The organism is Streptomyces hygroscopicus subsp. hygroscopicus (assembly GCF_030269125.1).
In the GTDB taxonomy this organism is placed as follows: Bacteria; Actinomycetota; Actinomycetes; order Streptomycetales; family Streptomycetaceae; genus Streptomyces; species Streptomyces hygroscopicus_C.
Genome location: NZ_BSSM01000016.1, coordinates 14,429 through 32,520 on the forward strand (window position 1 = coordinate 14,429; position 18,092 = coordinate 32,520).

The window sequence follows — 18,092 nt, forward strand, 5'->3', positions numbered from 1 at the left end:
GCGCTTGAGGAGCTACGACAATCGGATCATCCTGGGGTTTATGGACCGTGTCGCCGCCGTGGCGGTCATCGACACTCAGGGCAGGGTGACTGGGTGGAGCGAAGGCGCGCGGCTGCTCACGGGCCACCCGGCCGAGGAGGTCGTGGGCCGTCCCGCCGCGGATCTGCTCGCAGGGGAACCGCCGGTCGAGGCGCGTACCGCGGGGGCCGAGGCGTGGTACGGCACCGTCACCCTGCGCCACCGCGACGGCCACCGCTTCGACCTGGCCGTCACCGTCTGCCCCGTCGACCGCGGCGACGGACGGTCCGCGGGCTACGCCGTCACGGCCGAACCACCCGGCACCGCACTCGCCGCACAAGCCTTCGAACAGGCGTCCATGTCGATGTCCGTCTTCGACCTCCAGCAGCGCTACCTGCGCGTGAACGACGCCGCCTGCAAGGTCCTCGGCGTCCCCGAGGTCGCGCTGACCGGCCGGTTCTTCCCGGACACCGTGGCCGACATCGAGGAGAACCGGGGCTTTCTCCGCCATCTCCGCGAGGTCGCCGAGACCGGCACGCCCGTGCGCTACGAGAACTTCGCGGTCGCCCCCGCGCTGGACCGGGAGCATTTCTGGAGCCTGGAGATGTGGCCGCTGCACGACGCCTCCGGCACCCGGACGGCGGTCGCCATCGCCGCCTACGACAGCACCGGGCAGTACTGGGCCAGACGCCGGCTCGCCCTGCTCAACGAGGCGGCCACCCACATCGGCACCACGCTGGACGTGGTGCGCACCGCCCAGGAACTGATCGAGGTCCTGGTTCCGCACTACGCCGACTTCGCGAGCGTCGACCTGCTCGACTGGGTGCTCGGCGCGGACGAGCCGCCGATGCTCCCCGCGGACGACGTCGAGCTGCACCGCGTCGCCTGCAAGTCCACCGGACCGATCGCCCCCGGCGTGGCCGTGCGAGTCGGCGAGACGCAGATCTACCGGCCGCCCGCCCCACCCGCCCTCGCGCTGCGCGAGGGTCGCGCGGTGCTCGCCCACGCCGGCGAGCCGGGCTTCCGGGCCTGGCTCGCGGACCGCGACGAGCACGCGCCCGAGGGCCGGCCCTTCCGGAAGGGCGTCCACTCCATGATCGCCGCACCGCTGCGTGCCCGCGGCACCACGCTGGGCGTCGTGGTGTGCGTCCGGCTCGCCCATCCGGAGGACTACGGCCCCGACGACGCCGTCTTCACCGAGGAGCTGGCCAGCCGCGCCGCCGTCTGCATCGACAACGCCCGCCGCTTCGCCCGCGAACGCACCACCGCACTCGCCCTCCAGCACAGCCTGCTGCCGAGCGGGCCGCCCGGACAGGTCGCGCTCGACGTGGCCCACCGCTATCTGCCGTGCCGCTCGCAGGCCGGCATCGGCGGCGACTGGTTCGACGTCATCCCGCTCTCCGGCGGCCGGGTCGGCCTGGTCGTGGGCGACGTGGTGGGCCACGGCATCAGCTCCTCGGCCACCATGGGCCGGTTGCGCACCGCCGTGCGCACGCTCGCCGAGTCGACCTGCCGCCCGACGAACTCCTGACCCACCTCGACGACCTGGTGACCCACCTGGCCGCCGAGAACGGTCGCGAGGAGGTCGCGGAGTTCGGTGCCACCTGCGTGTACGCCGTCTACGATCCCGTCTCGCGCCGGCTCGCGCTCGCCTCCGCCGGCCACCCCGCCCCGCTTCTCGTCCTGCCCGGCGAACAGGCCGAGTTCGTGCCCGTGACCGCCGGGCAGCCCCTCGGCATCGGCGGACTGCCGTTCGAGGCGACGGAGTTGGACCTGCCCGAGGGCTCCGTCGTGGCGCTCTTCACCGACGGCCTGGTCGCGCACCGCGACGGCGACGGGGGCGCCGACGACGAACTCCGCCGCGCCGTCGGGGCATCGGCCGACTCCCTCGACGCCCTCGCCGACGGGGTCCTGAAGTCCGTACTGCCCGACCAGCCCGGCGACGACGTGGCCCTCCTGCTGGTGCGCACCCGCGCCCTCGGCGCCGACCGGGTCGCCACCTGGGAGGTGCCGGCCCATCCCGCCCAGGTGGCCGTGGTCCGGCAGGCGGCCGGCCGGCAACTGGCCGCCTGGGGGCTGGAGGAGACCGCCTTTGTCACCGAACTGGTCGTCAGTGAACTCGTCACCAACGCCATCCGCTACGGCGAACCCCCCATCCAGCTCAGGCTGATCCGTGACCGCGCCCTCATCTGCGAGGTCTCCGACGGCAGTTCCACCTCCCCCCACCTGCGCCGGGCACAGGTGTACGACGAGGGCGGCCGGGGGCTGCTGCTGGTCGCGCAGCTCACCCAGCGCTGGGGGAGCAGGCAGACGGCCGCGGGCAAGACGGGCAAGACCATCTGGGCCGAACAGCCGCTCCCCGACGCCCGGGAGGCCGCCTACTGGAAGGAACAGCCCGGGTTCGCGGCGTCCTCGGAGAACGGGGAGCCGTGCGGCAGCACGTAGAGCACGTCGAGTACGACCGGGGTGTCACCGAGATTGCGCCCTATGTGCACGTTCCCCGGTCCGGCCGGCTCCTGGATCCGCCGGCCCGCGGCGTACACCCCGTCGGAGGCGCAGGAGGAGTCGAAGTGGCTCAGCGCGCCCTGCCGCACCACGCCGTACAGCGGTCCGTCGTGGAAGTGCCAGCCGGTGCTCTGGCCGGGCGGGATCGTTATCTCCCGCAGGGTGTAGTCGGTGCCCCCGACGGTCCGCTCGGTGATCGTGCGGGCCGTCACCCCCGGACCCGGCGGAGTCGCCCCGGCGGTCCCGCAGGTCAGTACGGTGGCGGCGGTCACGGCGCCGATCAGGGCGGCGCCGCGCAGTGTTGTGCGCATTCGGATGCCTCCAAGGCAGCGAAGGATGTCGGCGCGAACATAGACGCCCCGCGGGCCCGTCGGGGCCGGAATCGGGGAACACCGGGGAATGAGGACGGTCACCGTTCGATGCCGTCCGCCGCGACCTGGGCGAGGGTGCGCCCGGTGCGCACCGAGCGCGCCCGCCGGGGATCGGGGGCGCCGTGCCCGGCCTTCCCCGCCGGGCCCTTGCGCACCAGCAGCCAGGCGTCCTCGCCGTCCCGGCCGCGGAAGCGGGTCAGGGCGTACTCGCCGTGCAGCTTGGTGCCGTGCAGCCGGAACGTGGCGTGGCCGCGCTCCAGCGACTCGGCGAAGTCCACCGGCCGCCCCTGCCGGTCATGGCTCAGCGGCTCGTACGTCCCCCGGTCCCACACGATCACCGTGCCGCCGCCGTACTCGCCCTTCGGGATCACGCCCTCGAAGTCCTCGTACGCCAGCGGATGGTCCTCCGTGGGCACGGCGAGCCGCTTGTCGCCGGGGTCGCCGGACGGGCCCCTCGGCACCGACCAGGACTTCAGGACGTCGTCCACCTGGAGCCGGAAGTCGAAGTGCATCCGGCGCGCGTCGTGGATCTGCACCACGAAACGCGGGCGCCCGCCGCCCTCGGCCGACCGCCCGCCCGAGGGCTCCCGGGTCCGCTCGAAGTCACGCTTGCCGCGGTACGTCCGCAGCCGGTCCTCTTCCGCCACGTGCGGCTCCTTCCGTGCGTCCGCCTCACGTGGCCCGGGTACCCCCTCGCGCGCGGGTCTCAGAACTCCTCGTGCGTCTCCGGGTCCCCGCCGAGCCTGCGCGGGGCGTGCCGGGCGATCGCGGCCATCTGGTCCGAGTCCAGCGCGAAGCCGAAGACGTCCAGGTTGGTGCGCTGCCGCTCGGGGTCGGCGGACTTGGGGATGGGCAGCGCGCCCAGCTGGACGTGCCAGCGCAGCAGCACCTGCCCGGGGGTCACACCGTGCTCGGCGGCGATCCGGGTGACCTCAGGGTCGGCCAGCAGATGGCCGCCCCGGCCCAGCGGGCTCCAGCTCTCGGTGAGGATTCCCCGGTCCGCGTGGAAGGCGCGCAGCTCCTCCTGCGGGAACAGCGGGTGCAGTTCGATCTGGTTGACCGACGGCAGCACCCCGGTCTCCTTCTCCAGGCGCACGATGTGCTCGGGCGTGAAGTTCGAGACGCCGATCGAGCGGACCAGTCCGTCCTCCCGGAGCCTGATCATCGCCTTCCAGGAGTCGACGTACCTGCCGACCCGGGGGTTGGGCCAGTGGATCAGGTACAGGTCCACGTACTCCAGGCCCAGCCGCCGCCGGGACTCCTCGAAGGAGGCCAGGGTCTCCTCGTAGCCGTGGTGGCGGCCCGGCAGCTTGGTCGTCACCACCAGGTGCTCGCGGGGCACCCCGGCGTCCGCGAGGGCACGGCCCACACCGGTCTCGTTGCGGTAGTTCGTGGCGGTGTCCACCAGCCGGTAGCCGAGGCCGAGGGCGCCGCGCACGGCGCGCTCGGCCGCCGCGTCGTCCAGCGGCCAGGTACCGAGGCCCATGGCGGGGATCGTCGTGCCGTCGTTGAGCGTGTGCACCGGTACGCGGTTCATGCGGGGACCTTCCGCTCGACAGTGTCGTGCCTCCAGCCTCATGGATAGGGTGAGTGGTGATCAACCGGGCGGGCGCGACGAAGCCGGCGGACGGCACGGGCCGCCCCGGGCCGGTACGGCCGAGCAGCGGAGCGCGCGCACGACGACGGACAGGGTCGCGGCGAAGCGGCAGGAGCGGGCCGCGGGCGTGGACATGCGGGCCGGGGACGTGGAGGTGCGGCCGGTCGCCGGGCACATCGGCGCTGCCGACCTCGCCGGTCCCCTCGACGACGCCGCGGTGGACCTGATCCTGCGGCCGTGCCGCGCTGGAAGGCGGTGTTCTTCCGGGAGCAGCGCCTGGACCACGCCGGCCACGTCGCCTTCGCGCGCCGCTTCGGCGAACCCGTCGTCGTCGGCCGCCGCGGCGGCGCCTCGCCCCCGGACTTCCCCGAGGTGGAGACCACGGCGGACCGGCTGGAACCGGGCGGCCGGTACGGGATGGACCACGAGCAATGGCTCGCGCGCCGCCGGCCCACCCTGTCGCGCGGCTTGCACTGCGATCACGGCGCCCGCGTCGACCCGCCGGCCGCGACGATCCTGCGCGCCGAGTCCGTCCCGCCCGGCGGCGACACCACCTGGGCCGACCTGGCCGCCGCCTACGCCGGCCTCTCGGCCCCCGTGCGCGCCTTCGTGGACGGCCTGCGGGCCGAGCACCGGCTCGGCGTCGGCTACCAGCCCCCGGCCCGGCGACGACGCGTACCTGCGCCACCTCCTGGACCACCAGGCGGCCTCCGTGCACCCCCTCGTCCGGGGGACCCAGGGACCGGGGAGCGGGTGCTGTTCGTCAACGGCTACTACGTCGAGCAGATCACCGGCGTCTCCCGCCCGGAGTACACGGTCCGCTTCCGCTGGGAACCGGGCAGCGTCGCCTTCTGGGACAACCGGGCCACCGTTCATCTGGCCCCCGGCGACCACACGCACGTCGGCGCGCCCGGGATCATGCACCGGGCGATGCCGCACGGCGAGGTGCCGGTCGTCCGCACCGACCGACGGTCAGCCCGCCGGTCGCCAGCCGAGCGCGGGGCCCAGCTTCGTCGCCATGTCGGTGAGGATCTGTACGTAGTCCTCGTGCGCGAAGGTGAACGGCAGCGCGAAGGCCACCTCCTCGACCTCCCGGAACGCGGCGTCCGCCCGCAGCCGCTCGGCCAGTTCCGCCGAGGTGCCGACCAGGTCCGGCGCGAACAGCAGCCGCGCCGGGCCCTGCGGGGTGGCGGTGCGGGGCAGCCGCCGTGCCGCGAACTCGGCATACCTGGCGCGCTGTTCGGGTGTCGCCGAGTCGGTGGGTATCACCACCAGCCCCTGCGAGACCCGGGCGGCCTCGCCTTCGGGGTGGTGCGCCCGGAACTCCCGGATCAGGGCCAGCTGTGTCTCCGCGAAGTCCGGCGGCCCCTCCGGGTCCTCGGCCTTGACGACGCTGCTGGTCAGGAAGTTCATCCCGTGCAGACCCGCCCAGCGAGCGGAGCCGAGGCTGCCGCCGCCGTACCAGAGCCGTCGGCCGAGCCCGGGGGAGTGGGGCTGCACCACATCGCTGAACACCTCGAAGCCCTCGACCCCGCTGAAGTCGCTGGCCGGCTTGCCGCGGACGAGGTCCAGCAGTCGCCGTACGCGCTCGTGGCCGAAGTCCTCGCTGTCGCCGGTGTCCGGGTAGAGGGCGTGCTTCACCTGGTCGTAGTGCATCGGCGGGCCCACACTGACGCCCGGGTTCAGCCGGCCGCCGGACAGGACGTCGACGGTCGCCAGGTCCTCGGCGAGGCGCAGCGGGTTCTCCCAGCCGAGCGGTGTGACCGCGGTGCCCAGTTCGATGCGGCGGGTGCGCTGCGAGGCGGCGGCCAGGACGGCGACCGGGGACGAGATGCCGTACTGCAGATGCCGGTGGCGGACCCAGGCACTGTCGAAGCCGAGCCGCTCGCCCAGTTCGATGATCTCCAGCGTGGACTGGTGGCCCCGGGCCGGGTCCGCCGGGTCGAACAGACCGATGGTGAGGAAGCCCAGCTTGCGCAGGGGGCGTGGGGTGGGCGGCACGGGCTCCTCCAGCGGTCGTACGGCGGTTCCGCTTCGAGTGTGACAGCCGAGTGTGACAACCGTGTGATCGGTTTTCGCGGGCGGGCCCCGACCGTCCGGCGGGGTCACTCCAGGGGGATGACGACCTCGTCCTCCATGGGCGGGTCCAGTTCCTGCGGGCGGTTGCCGGTCGCGGCGAAACAGCGGACGCGCAGTTCCCGCGCGTCGACGTCAAGGCGCAGAAAGGACTTGAAGAAGGGCGGCGTGTAGGTGACGGAGGACGGCGAGAAGAGCTGGGTGTACATCTTGCGCACCGGCAGCCGGAAGCGCGAGGTGCGGTCGGGGCGGCCGCCGGCCCCGAGGAGGCTCGCGACCAGACGGGTGCGCCGGGTGACCCGGGTGTCCGGCCCCGGGGCCCGGCCCGGCTCGATGCCGAGGCGTTCGGCGATCACGGCCGTGGCCTCCGACTCGCTGAGACCGAGGCGGCGCAGGCCCAGCCGGCGGGCGTACAGACGGCTGTAGAAGGCGAGCGAGTCGCCGCGCAGCGGGTAGCAGCGGAAGTCGCGCTCGGTGACCCCGCCGACCGACACCCGCGGGATGGTGTGCGTGGCGTGCATGAACGCGCCCCCACCGCCCGAGACGACGTACTGGATGGTGCGGCCGTCCACCTGGACCGGGTACCGCTGGTAGTTGTGGATGTCGCCGCCGATCGCGGCCACGTAGTGGTGCTCCGGTTCCCGGACGATGTCGTCCACGGTGCCGCCGCCGTCGATCGGGCACGGGTGATGCTCGCCGTCGACGTACAGCGGTGATCCGGTGACCAGGATCTTCGGCCGCGGTCCCTGGGACACCTCGCGCAGCCAGGCGCCCTGTTCGGCGTCGAGGGTGCCGAGGAGGCCGGTGTCGATGCCGATGATCCGCACCGGTCCGGCGTCCAGCGCCCAGTAGGGTCCGGGCTGTTCGGCCCGCTGCTCGGGCGCGGACCGCAACTTCCGTGCCACGTCGAGGCGTTGTCCGTCGGTCGGGTGCGGCCGATGCCACAGCAGCGCCTGCCACCAGGCGCGGCTCAGCGGGCGCGGGCGGGGCGCGGGACCGAGCGGCGGCGTGTCGGCACAGAAGACGCGCATGAAGGCGCCGAGGTCCTCGTACCAGTCGTGGTTGCCCGGTATCGCGTAGATCGGCGCCGGGTAGTCCTGGTACGGCCGGAAGAACTTGTCCTCGTAGTCGTCGGCGCTGCCCACCGGGTAGATCACATCGCTGGTGATCACCGCGAACTCGGTGCCCTGGCCGATCTTCAGGAACCCCGGCACGGCGGCGTACTGGGAGTCGCCGCCCTCGCCGGGGTCCCCGATGACCATGAAGGAGAACCTGTCCGGCACCTCCCGCCGGAACACCTTGTCGGCGGGTACCCCCGCGGCCTGCCTGCGGGACACCCACCGGCCGCGGGTGCGGCCGGTGGGGTCGCCGAACCAGGAGGCCAGCACGCCGTTGCGGGCGGCCCACAGCAGCCGGGGGTCCAGCCACGACACTTTCTCGACGTGGGCCGGCATCAGCTGCTTGTAGGCACCCGGCTCGGCCGAGCCCCAGCCGGCGCCCTGTGCGGTATCACGAGAGGAGTCAGACACGCGAAGACCGTAACAACGCGCCGACCAGCGGCGGGAGGCCGGGTTCGGGCCAACGGCGCGCGTCCGCACCGCCGTTCGCAGCGACCCCGCCGTCGCCGGTCCACCGGGCGGGAGTGCGCGAGCCGGGGTGGGGACGGACCCGCGCACGGCGAGCCGGACCGCCGGAGGGTTCCCGCGGTCACGGCCTGGGGCCCGTATCAGGCGGGCAGCCCGGCGAGCCAGTCGAGGAGCAGGCGGTTGGTGTCCTCGGGGCGCTCCTGCTGGATCCAGTGGCCGCAGTCGTCGAGGAGGTGCGAGGAGACGAGGCCCGGCAGGGTGACGGGGAACGCCTTGACGGCCTCGGACAACCAGGACGTGGTGGCGTCCAGGGCTCCGCCGACGAACAGGGACGGCTGCGTCAGGGGAGCGCCGTTGTGATCGGCGAGGTCCGCCCAGTCGCGGTCCATGGCACGGTAGCGGTTGAGCGGTCCGGTCAGGCCGGTCCGCTCGAACTCCTCCGCGTAGTGATCGAGTTCCGCCTCGCCGAGCCAGGCGGGCGACGGGCCGGCGGGAAAGCGCTCGCGCAGGGTGCCGTCCGGGCTGACGAAGTACGGGGCGGGCTCGCCGGGACCGGGCATGGTCTCGGCGGACAGGGCCCGGTAGAAGCCCGCGAGCCAGCCTCGTACATCGGGTTCGATCTCGGCCTCGGCGCGGCCCGGCTCCTGGAAGTAGGAGATGTAGAACTCGTCCTCTCCGTCGCCCATACGGGCGAACACCTCGGTGGGCCGGGGCTCGCTGCGCGGGGTGTACGGCACGCTGAGCATGCCCACCGCCCGGAAGACGTCCGGCCTGAGCAGACCGGAGCCCGAGGCGATGGCCGAGCCCCAGTCATGGCCGACGACCACCGCGGACTCCTCACCGAGCGCGTGCACCACCGCGACGTTGTCCTCCACGAGTTCGACCAGCCGGTAGGCGTCCGTCGCGGACGGTTTGGAGGAACGGCCGTAGCCGCGCACGTCGATGGCCACCGCGCGGTATCCCGCCGCCGCGAGGGCCGGCAGCTGGTGGCGCCACGAGTACCAGGACTCGGGGAACCCGTGGACGAGCAGGACCAGCGGCCCGCTGCCCTGCTCCACGAGATGGATCCGGCCCGCCGGAGCGGGGACCAGCCGGTGCGTGAAATGCGTGCCGTGCGTCATCGTGCCCTCCTCATGGGCAGTCAAGGGGTGAGTCGAAGGACGTGGTCTCACGTCTTTCCCGGTGCGACGAGGTGACGGCGCGCGGTCGCCGTGCCGACCGCGGCGGCGTCCGCTCCCGGCTGCCCTGACCCGGTGCGGACGGCGGCCGCGTACCGGCGGCCGTCCGGACAGGAGACGACGCCGGCCTGCCACGTACGACGCCGACCAGCTCCCGCTCCCGGCAGTCACCCGCACCGGCACCCGGAACGCGCTCGTGATCCGGTGCCGGGGGAACTGCCGCGCCACGAGCGCCCGCACCCGGCCACGGGCGGCGGCCGGTCCCGCCTGATCGGTCGGGGCGAGTCGGAGCGGCGCGACCGTGCCGCGCGATGTGGGCGGATGCCCGTACCGAGGGGTGAGGGCACGGAGCGTGCCGATCGCGCTGAAGGCGCGGACCTGGTTCGCCGAGGCCGACCCGATCCGCGGGAGCCGGCGGTGCCGACGCGCCGTCCCGGTGCCGACACCCCGAACACGACGGCCGCGAGGCCCGGCCGGGGAACACGGTGGTCCGGTCCGATCCGCGTACCATGCCGGACTCGGTCGGCGAGGACCTCGGCCACCGGGCGGACCGTCCGCGCGGACGACCGGGTCCGGAACCACCAGTTGGTCCGTCCATCCCGAACTCCCCGTCCGCGCACGGGTGTTGCGCGAGCGGTGCGCACGTGCGACCCGCCCGTGCGAAGACCGCCCGCACCTCGTCGTCGCCATGGAACCGATCTTCCCAGGGCGGCGCCCTGCGTCACAGGGGCCTCAACCGTTGTTTCATGAACGTAAATTGGCCGCTGAGGAAGCGCACAGCGACGTCATAGGGAAAACCCTCGATTGGTCTCCGAGCTGGTGACATGGCCGGGTCAAGGCTGTCATTCTCCCAGCGCACGCTGATCCCCCACGATCGCAACACGGATCACGGTCCCCGCACAGCACCACCCACCGGACAACAGACCCTGCTGTCCGGTCCCTCACAGGCCGCGACCCGGCGGCCTCCGCAGGAGGAGTAAGAGTGAGACCCCACAGATCCCTTTCTCACGGACGTCTTCCCCAGGGACGTCCCTCCAGGCGGGCGCAGGTCGGAGCCGCGCTGCTCTCCACCGCGGCCTTCCTCGCCGTCGGCATGCAGGCGGTCCCCGCGACCGCCGCGCCCGCCGCGCACCACCTCAGCCCCCTGCGCACCGGCGCCCTGGAGGCCAGGCTCAGCCCGGCCCAGCAGAAGGCCCTGATCCAGAGCGCCCAGGCCAAGACGGCCGACACCGCCCGCAGCCTCGGCCTCGGCGCCAAGGAGAAGCTGGTCGCCAAGAGCGTCGTCAAGGACGCCGACGGCACGCTGCACACCCGTTACGAGCGCACCTACGACGGCCTGCCCGTCCTCGGCGGCGACCTGATCGTGCACACCCCGCCCGCCTCGCTGGCGGTCGGCACCGTGAGCGCCACGTACAACAACAAGCACAAGATCGCGGTGTCCTCCACCACCGCGACCGTCGCCAAGTCGGCCGCCGAGAGCAAGGCGCTGAAGACCGCCAAGGCCCTCGACGCCGCCAAGCCCTCCGCCGACAGCGCCCGCAAGGTGATCTGGGCCGGCAACGGCACCCCGAAGCTTGCCTGGGAGACCGTGATCGGCGGCTTCCAGGACGACGGCACGCCGAGCAAGCTGCACGTCATCACCGACGCCACCACCGGCAAGGAGCTGTACCGGTACCAGGGCATCGAGACCGGCGTCGGCAACACCCACTACAGCGGCCAGGTCTCGCTGACCACGACCCAGTCGGGCTCGACGTACACCCTGACCGACGGCACGCGCGGCGGTCACAAGACGTACAACCTGAACCACGGCACCTCCGGCACCGGCACGCTGTTCTCGCAGAGCAGCGACACCTGGGGCGACGGCACCAACTCCACCGCCGCCACCGCCGGCGCGGACGCCGCCTACGGCGCGCAGGAGACCTGGGACTTCTACAAGAACACCTTCGGGCGCAGCGGCATCAAGAACGACGGTGTCGGCGCCTACTCCCGCGTCCACTACGGCAACGCTTACGTGAACGCGTTCTGGGACGACAGCTGCTTCTGCATGACCTACGGCGACGGTTCCGGGAACAACGACCCGCTGACCTCGCTGGACGTGGCCGGCCACGAGATGAGCCACGGTGTCACCTCCAACACCGCGGGCCTGAACTACAGCGGCGAGTCCGGCGGTCTGAACGAGGCGACCTCCGACATCTTCGGCACGGGCGTGGAGTTCTACGCGAACAACAGCTCGGACCCCGGTGACTACCTCATCGGCGAGAAGATCGACATCAACGGCAACGGCACCCCGCTGCGCTACATGGACAAGCCGAGCAAGGACGGCGGTTCGGCGGACAGCTGGTACTCGGGCGTCGGCAACCTCGACGTGCACTACTCCTCGGGTCCGGCGAACCACATGTTCTACCTGCTGTCCGAGGGCAGCGGCACCAAGACCATCAACGGTGTCACCTACAACAGCCCGACCTCCGACGGCGTCGCCGTCACCGGCATCGGCCGGGACGCCGCCCTCCAGATCTGGTACAAGGCGCTGACGTCGTACATGACGTCCAGCACCAACTACGCCGGTGCCCGCACCGCCGCCCTCAACGCGGCCTCCGCGCTGTACGGCGCCAACTCCGCGCAGTACGCGGCCGTGGGCAACGCCTTCGCGGGCATCAACGTGGGCAGCCACATCACCCCGCCGAGCAGCGGCGTGACGGTCACCAACCCGGGCAGCCAGTCCTCCACCGTGGGCACGGCGGTCAGCCTCCAGGTCCAGGCGAGCAGCACCAACAGCGGCGCCCTCACCTACAGCGCCTCGGGCCTGCCGACCGGCCTGTCGATCAACAGCTCCACCGGTGTGATCTCCGGTACGCCTTCCGCGGCCGGGACCTACAGCACCACCGTCACGGTGAAGGACTCCACGGGTGCCACCGGCACCGCGACCTTCTCCTGGACCGTCAGCACCAGCGGCGGCGGTGGCGGCTGCACCTCGACCCAGCTGCTGGCCAACCCGGGCTTCGAGTCGGGCAGCACCGGCTGGACCGCGTCCAGCGGCGTCATCACCAACGGCACCGGTGAGACGGCCCACGGCGGCTCGTACTACGCCTGGATGGACGGCTACGGCACCTCGCACACCGACACGTTGTCCCAGTCGGTGACGATCCCCGCGGGCTGCAAGGCGACCCTGAGCTTCTACCTGCACGTCGACACGGCCGAGACCACCACCAGCACCGCGTACGACAAGCTGACGGTCACCGCCGGTTCGACCACCCTGGGCTCGTACTCGAACCTGAACGCGGGCACGGGCTACGTCCTGAAGACCTTCGACCTGTCCTCGCTGGCGGGCCAGACGGTCACCCTGAAGTTCAACGGTGTCGAGGACTCCTCGCTCCAGACCAGCTTCGTCGTGGACGACACGTCCCTGACCACCAGCTGATCACCCGCACGACCTGAACACGAGGGTCCCGCTCCCCGGCCGGGGAGCGGGACCCTCGCACGTCGTCAGCTCAGCGGACCGAGCGTCAGGTACGCCTGCTGCGGATCGCCGTCCTCGACCAGCGACTCCTGGTTGCCGACGTCGTCGAAGGCGAACGCGTAGGCCTTGCCGTCCGCCATCCGTGCGTGCACCGCCCGCGCGTACTGGTTGGTCACCGCGTCCTGGTAGAAGTCACCCGGCGTGTTGTCGGGCGCCTGCGAACTCACCAGCAGCGTCGAGCGGTTGAAGCCGGCGCACAGCGTCCGGGAGACGGGCCCGCGCACCGCGTCGTTGGGCGCGTCCAGGAGCTTGTGGCAGCCGAACACGCTGTCCGCGTCCGGCTTCTGGAAGCTGGTGACGACCGCGCCGGAGGAGTCGGTGAAGTTCATGACGCTCCCGGAGACCCGGCCGTAGAACTTCTTGCCGGGCTGGTCGGCGAACGGCGTGACGGTCAGCGTCGACGTCGTGTACTTCTGCCAGACCCGGTTCACGTAGTCGTCCATCACGTTCGCGGGCAGCACGCCGGTCTCCACGCCGTACAGCGGCGACAGCGCGCGCAGCACGGTGCCGTCCGCGCGCGTCTGGACCAGCCCGGACCAGCCGCCCGGCTGGGCCCGCAGGGCGCCGAAGAATCCCGACCAGCCCCCTTGCCCCAGCTGCCCGGTGGTGCTGACGCTCCCGTCCGCGCGGCGCACCCCGACGGAGTACGGCGCCGAGAACATGTCCACCTGGGTGCTGTTGAGCCACAGCCCCGCGTCGTTCAGCGTGTACTCGGACCAGTTGAAGAGGATGTCGTGGTTCGGGTCCGTCGGGTTCTGCACGGCCGGCTGGACGAGCCCGCCGGTGGTGAGCTTGAAGACGAGCTTCTGGCCGTAGGAGAAGTAGATCCGGCCGGAGAACTTCGGGATGCGGATCGTGGTCGACTGCCCGGCGGCCGGACCGGGAATCGCCGCGTCCGGCGCGGGAGTCGGGGGATTCCCGCCCGCGGGCCAGGCGTGGAAGGCGCCGTTGGCGTCGGCCCAGCCCTGCTGCCCGGTGGACAGCTGGGTGCCGAGGTCGTAGAGGTAGACGGGCTCGGAGCGGCCCGAGTCGTTGGTGACGGTCAGCGCGATGGTGTCCGGCACGGCCGCCGTGGCGCGTCCGGGGACGCCGAGGACGAGCGCTCCGCCGACGAGGGCGGTGGCGGCGGCCAACGGCAGTGCGCGGTGGGCCGGGGTGTGCGGCACTCTCCACCTCCGTGTGGGGGTCGGGGTCGTACGGACCCCTCATCCTTGGTCCGTACCTGCGTGAGAGCGCTCTCAGCGTGGTGCCGTCGTCGTGCCCGTGTCAACGAGTGGGGCGGGACTTCCGGTTCACCGTGCCCGCCCGGCGCCCGCCGCGGGGCGGGCGCCGTGGACCGGTGCCGGACGGTTCAGGAGGTCCGGAAGGCGCGGTCGAGCAGGGCCAGCAGGGCCGACCAGTGGCGCTCGTCGGCCTGCCGGTCGTAGGCGGGGGTGTCGGCCTGCGTGTAGCCGTGCCGCGCGCCCGGGTACACCTCGGACGTGTACCGCACCCCGGCCGCGTCCAGTGCCTGCTCCAGCTCCCGGATCTGCTCCGCGGGCATGGAGGCGTCCTGGTCCGCGAAGCCGAGGTACACCTCCGCGGTGACGTTCCCGACGCCGCGGTGCGGGCTGTCCGGGGCGTCGGTGACCAGCCTGCCGCCGTGGAAGCCGGCCGCCGCGGCCACCCGGTCGGGATGCGTGGCCGCCGTGCGCAGGGCGAGCCGGGCGCCCATGCAGTAACCGGTCACCGCGACCGGGCCGTCGGCGACGAACGGGTTGTCCGCGAGGAAGCCCAGATAGGCGTCCGCGTCCCGCCGGGACTGCTCGGGGGTGAGCGAGTCCATCACCGGGCGGATGCGCTGCCAGATGGTCGGGTCGGCCGACGGGTCGATGAACTCCGGCAGCTCACCGAACGGCTTGCCGCCGTGCCGGTAGAAGACGTTGGGCAGCAGGACCGTGTACCCGGCGGCCGCCAGCCGGTCGGCCATCGACCTCAGCTGGGGGCGCAGGCCGTACGCGTCCTGGTAGAGCAGCACGCCCGGATGCGGCTCGCCGTCCGCGGGACGGGCGAGGTAGGCGTCGGCGGTGCCGTCCGCGGTGGTGATGTCGACGGATGTGCCCTGTACGTCGGTCATGGTGACAGGTCCTCCTGGGGAAGGGACGGCGGCCGGCGGGTGCCCCGCCGGGCCGCGGGTGCGCCGGTGTGCCGCGAGGACGCGTGGGGTGCGTCCGGCGGCTCTCATGCTGCCACGCAAGATCCACGCCCTCGCGACCGGTCCCGCCGGGGTGCCCCCGCCCTCACTCGAAGCGCGAGGCGTCCCCGGCGCCGTACCGGACGATCTCCGCCTCGCCGCCGGAGAAGTCGACCACCGTGGTCGGCTCGGTGCCGCAGTCCCCGGAGTCGACCACCACGTCCACCACGTGGTCGAGGCGGTCCTTGATCTCCCAGCCCTGGGTCAGCGGCTCCTCCTCGCCCGGCAGCAGCAGCGTGCTGGACAGCAGCGGCTCGCCCAGCTCGGCCAGCAGCGCCTGGGTGGCCACGTGGTCCGGGATGCGCACGCCCACGGTCTTCTTCTTCGGGTGCATCAGCTTGCGCGGGACCTCGCGGGTGGCCGGGAGGATGAAGGTGTAGCTGCCGGGCGTCGACGCCTTGACGGCCCGGAACACGTCGTTGTCCACCCGCACGAACTGCCCGAGCTGAGCGAAGTCCCGGCACATCAGCGTGAAGTGGTGCCGGTCGTCGAGCTGGCGGATGGCACGGATCCGGTCCACGCCGTCCCGGCTGCCCAGACGGCAGCCCAGCGCGTAGCAGGAGTCGGTCGGGTATGCGATGAGCGCCCCCGACCGCACCGCGTCGGCGATCTGCGCGATGCTGCGTGCCTGCGGGTTCTCGGGGTGCACGTCGAAGTACTTCGCCATCCACCGAGCTTATGCCGTACGCGGGGACGACGCGGGCAGTGAGGACGCCGCCTGTCGCGCACGGGCCCGCCGGTCCGCCCGTGCGGCCCCTCGCTCCCACCCGAACGGGCCCTCGTGCGGACGCCCGGACTCCGGAGGTCCCCCGGGAGCACCCGGGTGTATCCCCGGGATTCCCGGGCACCCGGACCCTGAGCCGTCCGGAGCCCACCCCCGGTCCCGGAGGCGTTGCCTCCGCCGGTGGCCCCACCCCCCCCGGGCCGCCGGTGGAGCCATGCCCGGCCGGATGGGGCGGGGAGGCCGGCTGTCGGGTAACGTCCCGCTGAACACCGAGCCGACATGGATGACAGGAGAGGGACGCGTGGCCCGCCGAGTGGAGGAGGAGCCGGTGTCCCGGCCGTCGTACTGGACCGAGGGCGCCTGGGCGCGCGAGCTGCTCGACCAGCTGCGCCCCGCGGCACGCGACGTGAACCGGCTGGTCGCCTGGCTCGCCCGGAGCACCGGCGCGTCGGTACGGCTCCAGGACGCGCGCGGCGGCCTCCTCGCCGAAGCCGGGGAACGGCTGGCGCTGGACGCCACCGTCGTCGCCGAGGTGGCCGGCGGACGGGTCTCCGCCGCCGCGTTGGAGGACGGCACCCGGCACGTGCGCCTGGTCGGGATACGGCATCCCGGACCGGACCCGGCCGCCTCGGCCGTCCTGGCCGTGGCCCGTCCCGAACCCTTCGACCGGCACACCACCGAGATCCTCGGTCATGCTGCGGGTGTGCTCGAACTCCTCCTGCGCGAACGCGAGTTGGCGCACGCCGACCACCGGCTGCGGCGGGCCACCGCCGACCTGCGCCTGGCCATCCTGCAACTGCTGATGGTGGAGGACACCGTCTCCGCCCGCCGGGTCGCCGCGGGACTGTGGCCGGGGCTGCTGGAGAGCGACACGGCCCGCGTGTACGTCATCGAGGGCAGCGTCGGCGAACGCGACCGCCTCGCCGAGGACTGCGGGGCGGCCACCAGCGGCGGCGCGCTCGTGGTGCGCTGCCCCGCGGTGGACGAACACGTCATCGTCCTCGGCCCGGCCAACGAGGTGGAGGAGCGGCTGCGCGCCCTGATCGCCGTCCGGCCCGGCACCTATCTCGGCGGCAGCCCCCGCCAGCGTCTCGCCCTGACCGCCACCGCCTACGGACAGGCCGTCACCGCGCTCGCCGTGGCCCGCTTCAGCCCGGAGCGCGCCGCCGTGTACGCCGAACGCACCCGACCCGCCCGCCTGATGGACCCGGCCGCGCTGCACGCGTGGTCGGCCGCCCTGCTGCGCCCGCTGGACACGCTGCCTTACCACGTGCGCGCCGAACTCCTCGCCACCACCCGGCTGGGTCTGGAGTTCACCGCGGTGAGCACGGCGAAGGTGCTCGGCGTCAGCCGCAACACCGTGCGCGCCCGCATGGACCGGGTCGCCACGCTGCTCGGCGCCGACTTCTCCGCCCTGGCCGTCCGCGCGGTGGCGCACATCGCGCTCAACACCGAGGCGGCGCACGGCCCGTACGACCCCGAGGGCAACGCCCCCGCCGCGCCGGTGAGGTTCGCGGACCTGCTCGGCGGCGACGCGCTGCGCGGCTGGGCGCAGGGCCTGCTCCGGCGCCTCGACGCCGACGGCCGGGACCTGCGCGGCACCCTGCGCGCCTGGCTGGCGGCCGACGCGAACGCCGGGCCGGCCGCCGAGGCGCGGGGCGTGCACGCCCAGACCGTACGGGAGCATGTGCGGGCCGCCGAACCCGTCCTGGAGCGCCGGCTGCTGTCGGGGGGCACCGATCTGTACGAGGTCGTCCTCGCCCATCTCGTCACCGGTGAACTCCCGGTCCCCGCCCTCGACCCGGCGAACCCGGACCAAGCGGACGCGGTTGTGCACCGGTGAGTGCTACGCGCGTCGTGCCGGGCACCGGTGCGCTGGTACGGACCGCGCCTCGCACGTAAGTTCACTTCCAGCGGGGCACGACCGGGACGGGGGGCCGGTCGGGGCCCCGCGCGTCTTTTCCGGCGTGTGATTCCCGCCGCGCCGCCCTCGCGCCCGCCCGCCCGTCCCGCGCCCGCCTGTCCCGCGCCCGCCCGTCCGTGTTCGCCCCTTCCGCGCGGGATGTTTTTCCGACGGGCGGAAGGCCCCGTTCGAGCGATGCCGTCACCCGACCCGGTGAGCCCACCGTGCCGGGCGTACCGCCGGCAGGCGCGGAACGTTGCCCCGGCAGGAGCCGCTTGGAGGACCGGATGCCGTGGGGGGATCGGATGGAGCGCGTCGAGGGGGGGCCGGGCGTCGCGGACCCGGGAGCCCGTCTACGACCGGCTCGTCGCCGAATGGCGGGCG

11 protein-coding genes and 2 pseudogenes are annotated in these 18,092 nt (G+C 73.0%); 4 read left to right on the plus strand and 9 right to left on the minus strand.

Features of this window, described 5'->3' with window-relative positions:
• Positions 1-40: 40 nt before the first annotated feature.
• Positions 41-2,379, plus strand: a pseudogene (locus QSK45_RS29445) (SpoIIE family protein phosphatase); the annotation flags it as partial.
• Between the two features lie 17 nt (positions 2,380-2,396).
• Here QSK45_RS29445 and QSK45_RS29450 read toward each other — a convergent pair.
• The 3 genes from QSK45_RS29450 to QSK45_RS29460 all read right to left on the minus strand — a co-directional run bounded on the left by QSK45_RS29450 (position 2,397) and on the right by QSK45_RS29460 (position 4,431).
• Positions 2,397-2,834 (minus strand): cupin domain-containing protein, encoded by a 438-nt coding sequence (locus tag QSK45_RS29450; RefSeq protein WP_285561925.1) that lies wholly within the window; start codon positions 2,832-2,834, stop codon positions 2,397-2,399.
• Positions 2,835-2,932: 98 nt separating this feature from the next.
• Positions 2,933-3,541, minus strand: a complete 609-nt coding sequence (locus QSK45_RS29455; RefSeq protein ID WP_285561926.1) for a DNA polymerase ligase N-terminal domain-containing protein — start codon at positions 3,539-3,541, stop codon at positions 2,933-2,935.
• A 59-nt stretch (positions 3,542-3,600) separates the two neighbouring features.
• Positions 3,601-4,431 (minus strand): aldo/keto reductase, encoded by an 831-nt coding sequence (locus tag QSK45_RS29460; protein ID WP_285561927.1) that lies wholly within the window; start codon positions 4,429-4,431, stop codon positions 3,601-3,603.
• Positions 4,432-4,746: 315 nt separating this feature from the next.
• On the opposite strand from QSK45_RS29460, the pseudogene QSK45_RS29465 reads away from it, so the two are divergent.
• A pseudogene (locus tag QSK45_RS29465) lies at positions 4,747-5,325 on the plus strand (TauD/TfdA dioxygenase family protein); the annotation flags it as partial.
• Between the two features lie 138 nt (positions 5,326-5,463).
• Here QSK45_RS29465 and QSK45_RS29470 read toward each other — a convergent pair.
• The 3 genes from QSK45_RS29470 to QSK45_RS29480 form a co-directional block, all read right to left on the minus strand.
• Positions 5,464-6,492: an LLM class flavin-dependent oxidoreductase gene (locus tag QSK45_RS29470; protein WP_285561928.1), complete on the minus strand. Its 1,029-nt coding sequence runs from the start codon at positions 6,490-6,492 to the stop codon at positions 5,464-5,466.
• A gap of 104 nt (positions 6,493-6,596) precedes the next feature.
• On the minus strand, positions 6,597-8,096 hold the full coding sequence (locus QSK45_RS29475; protein ID WP_285561929.1) for a metallophosphoesterase family protein: 1,500 nt from the start codon (positions 8,094-8,096) through the stop codon (positions 6,597-6,599).
• A 197-nt stretch (positions 8,097-8,293) separates the two neighbouring features.
• Positions 8,294-9,274, minus strand: a complete 981-nt coding sequence (locus tag QSK45_RS29480) for an alpha/beta fold hydrolase (protein WP_285561930.1) — start codon at positions 9,272-9,274, stop codon at positions 8,294-8,296.
• Between the two features lie 1,039 nt (positions 9,275-10,313).
• Here QSK45_RS29480 and QSK45_RS29485 point away from each other — a divergent pair.
• Positions 10,314-12,749: a M4 family metallopeptidase gene (locus QSK45_RS29485; RefSeq protein WP_490993633.1), complete on the plus strand. Its 2,436-nt coding sequence runs from the start codon at positions 10,314-10,316 to the stop codon at positions 12,747-12,749.
• A 65-nt stretch (positions 12,750-12,814) separates the two neighbouring features.
• Here QSK45_RS29485 and QSK45_RS29490 read toward each other — a convergent pair whose 3' ends face one another.
• The 3 genes from QSK45_RS29490 to QSK45_RS29500 form a co-directional block, all read right to left on the minus strand.
• On the minus strand, positions 12,815-14,014 hold the full coding sequence (locus QSK45_RS29490) for a glycoside hydrolase family 64 protein (RefSeq protein ID WP_395482112.1): 1,200 nt from the start codon (positions 14,012-14,014) through the stop codon (positions 12,815-12,817).
• 185 nt (positions 14,015-14,199) lie between these two features.
• The gene (locus tag QSK45_RS29495) at positions 14,200-14,964 is read right to left on the minus strand and encodes a dienelactone hydrolase family protein (RefSeq protein ID WP_285561931.1); all 765 of its coding nucleotides are present in this window, start codon (positions 14,962-14,964) and stop codon (positions 14,200-14,202) included.
• Positions 14,965-15,127: 163 nt separating this feature from the next.
• The gene (locus QSK45_RS29500; protein WP_285561932.1) at positions 15,128-15,748 is read right to left on the minus strand and encodes an L-threonylcarbamoyladenylate synthase; all 621 of its coding nucleotides are present in this window, start codon (positions 15,746-15,748) and stop codon (positions 15,128-15,130) included.
• A gap of 358 nt (positions 15,749-16,106) precedes the next feature.
• Between QSK45_RS29500 and QSK45_RS29505 the strand changes: the two genes are divergently transcribed.
• Positions 16,107-17,648 carry a helix-turn-helix domain-containing protein gene (locus tag QSK45_RS29505; protein WP_285561933.1) on the plus strand — a complete coding sequence of 514 codons (1,542 nt, stop codon included), beginning with the start codon at positions 16,107-16,109 and terminating at the stop codon, positions 17,646-17,648.
• Positions 17,649-18,092: the final 444 nt, after the last annotated feature.

Excerpts from the sequence above, each read along its gene's own strand:
- QSK45_RS29450 (WP_285561925.1), bottom strand. The coding sequence starts at position 2,834 with ATGCGCACAACACTGCGCGGCGCCGCCCTGATCGGCGCCGTGACCGCC.
- QSK45_RS29460 (WP_285561927.1), bottom strand. The coding sequence starts at position 4,431 with ATGAACCGCGTACCGGTGCACACGCTCAACGACGGCACGACGATCCCC.
- QSK45_RS29480 (WP_285561930.1), bottom strand. The coding sequence starts at position 9,274 with ATGACGCACGGCACGCATTTCACGCACCGGCTGGTCCCCGCTCCGGCG.
- QSK45_RS29495 (WP_285561931.1), bottom strand. The coding sequence starts at position 14,964 with ATGACCGACGTACAGGGCACATCCGTCGACATCACCACCGCGGACGGC.
- QSK45_RS29500 (WP_285561932.1), bottom strand. The coding sequence starts at position 15,748 with ATGGCGAAGTACTTCGACGTGCACCCCGAGAACCCGCAGGCACGCAGC.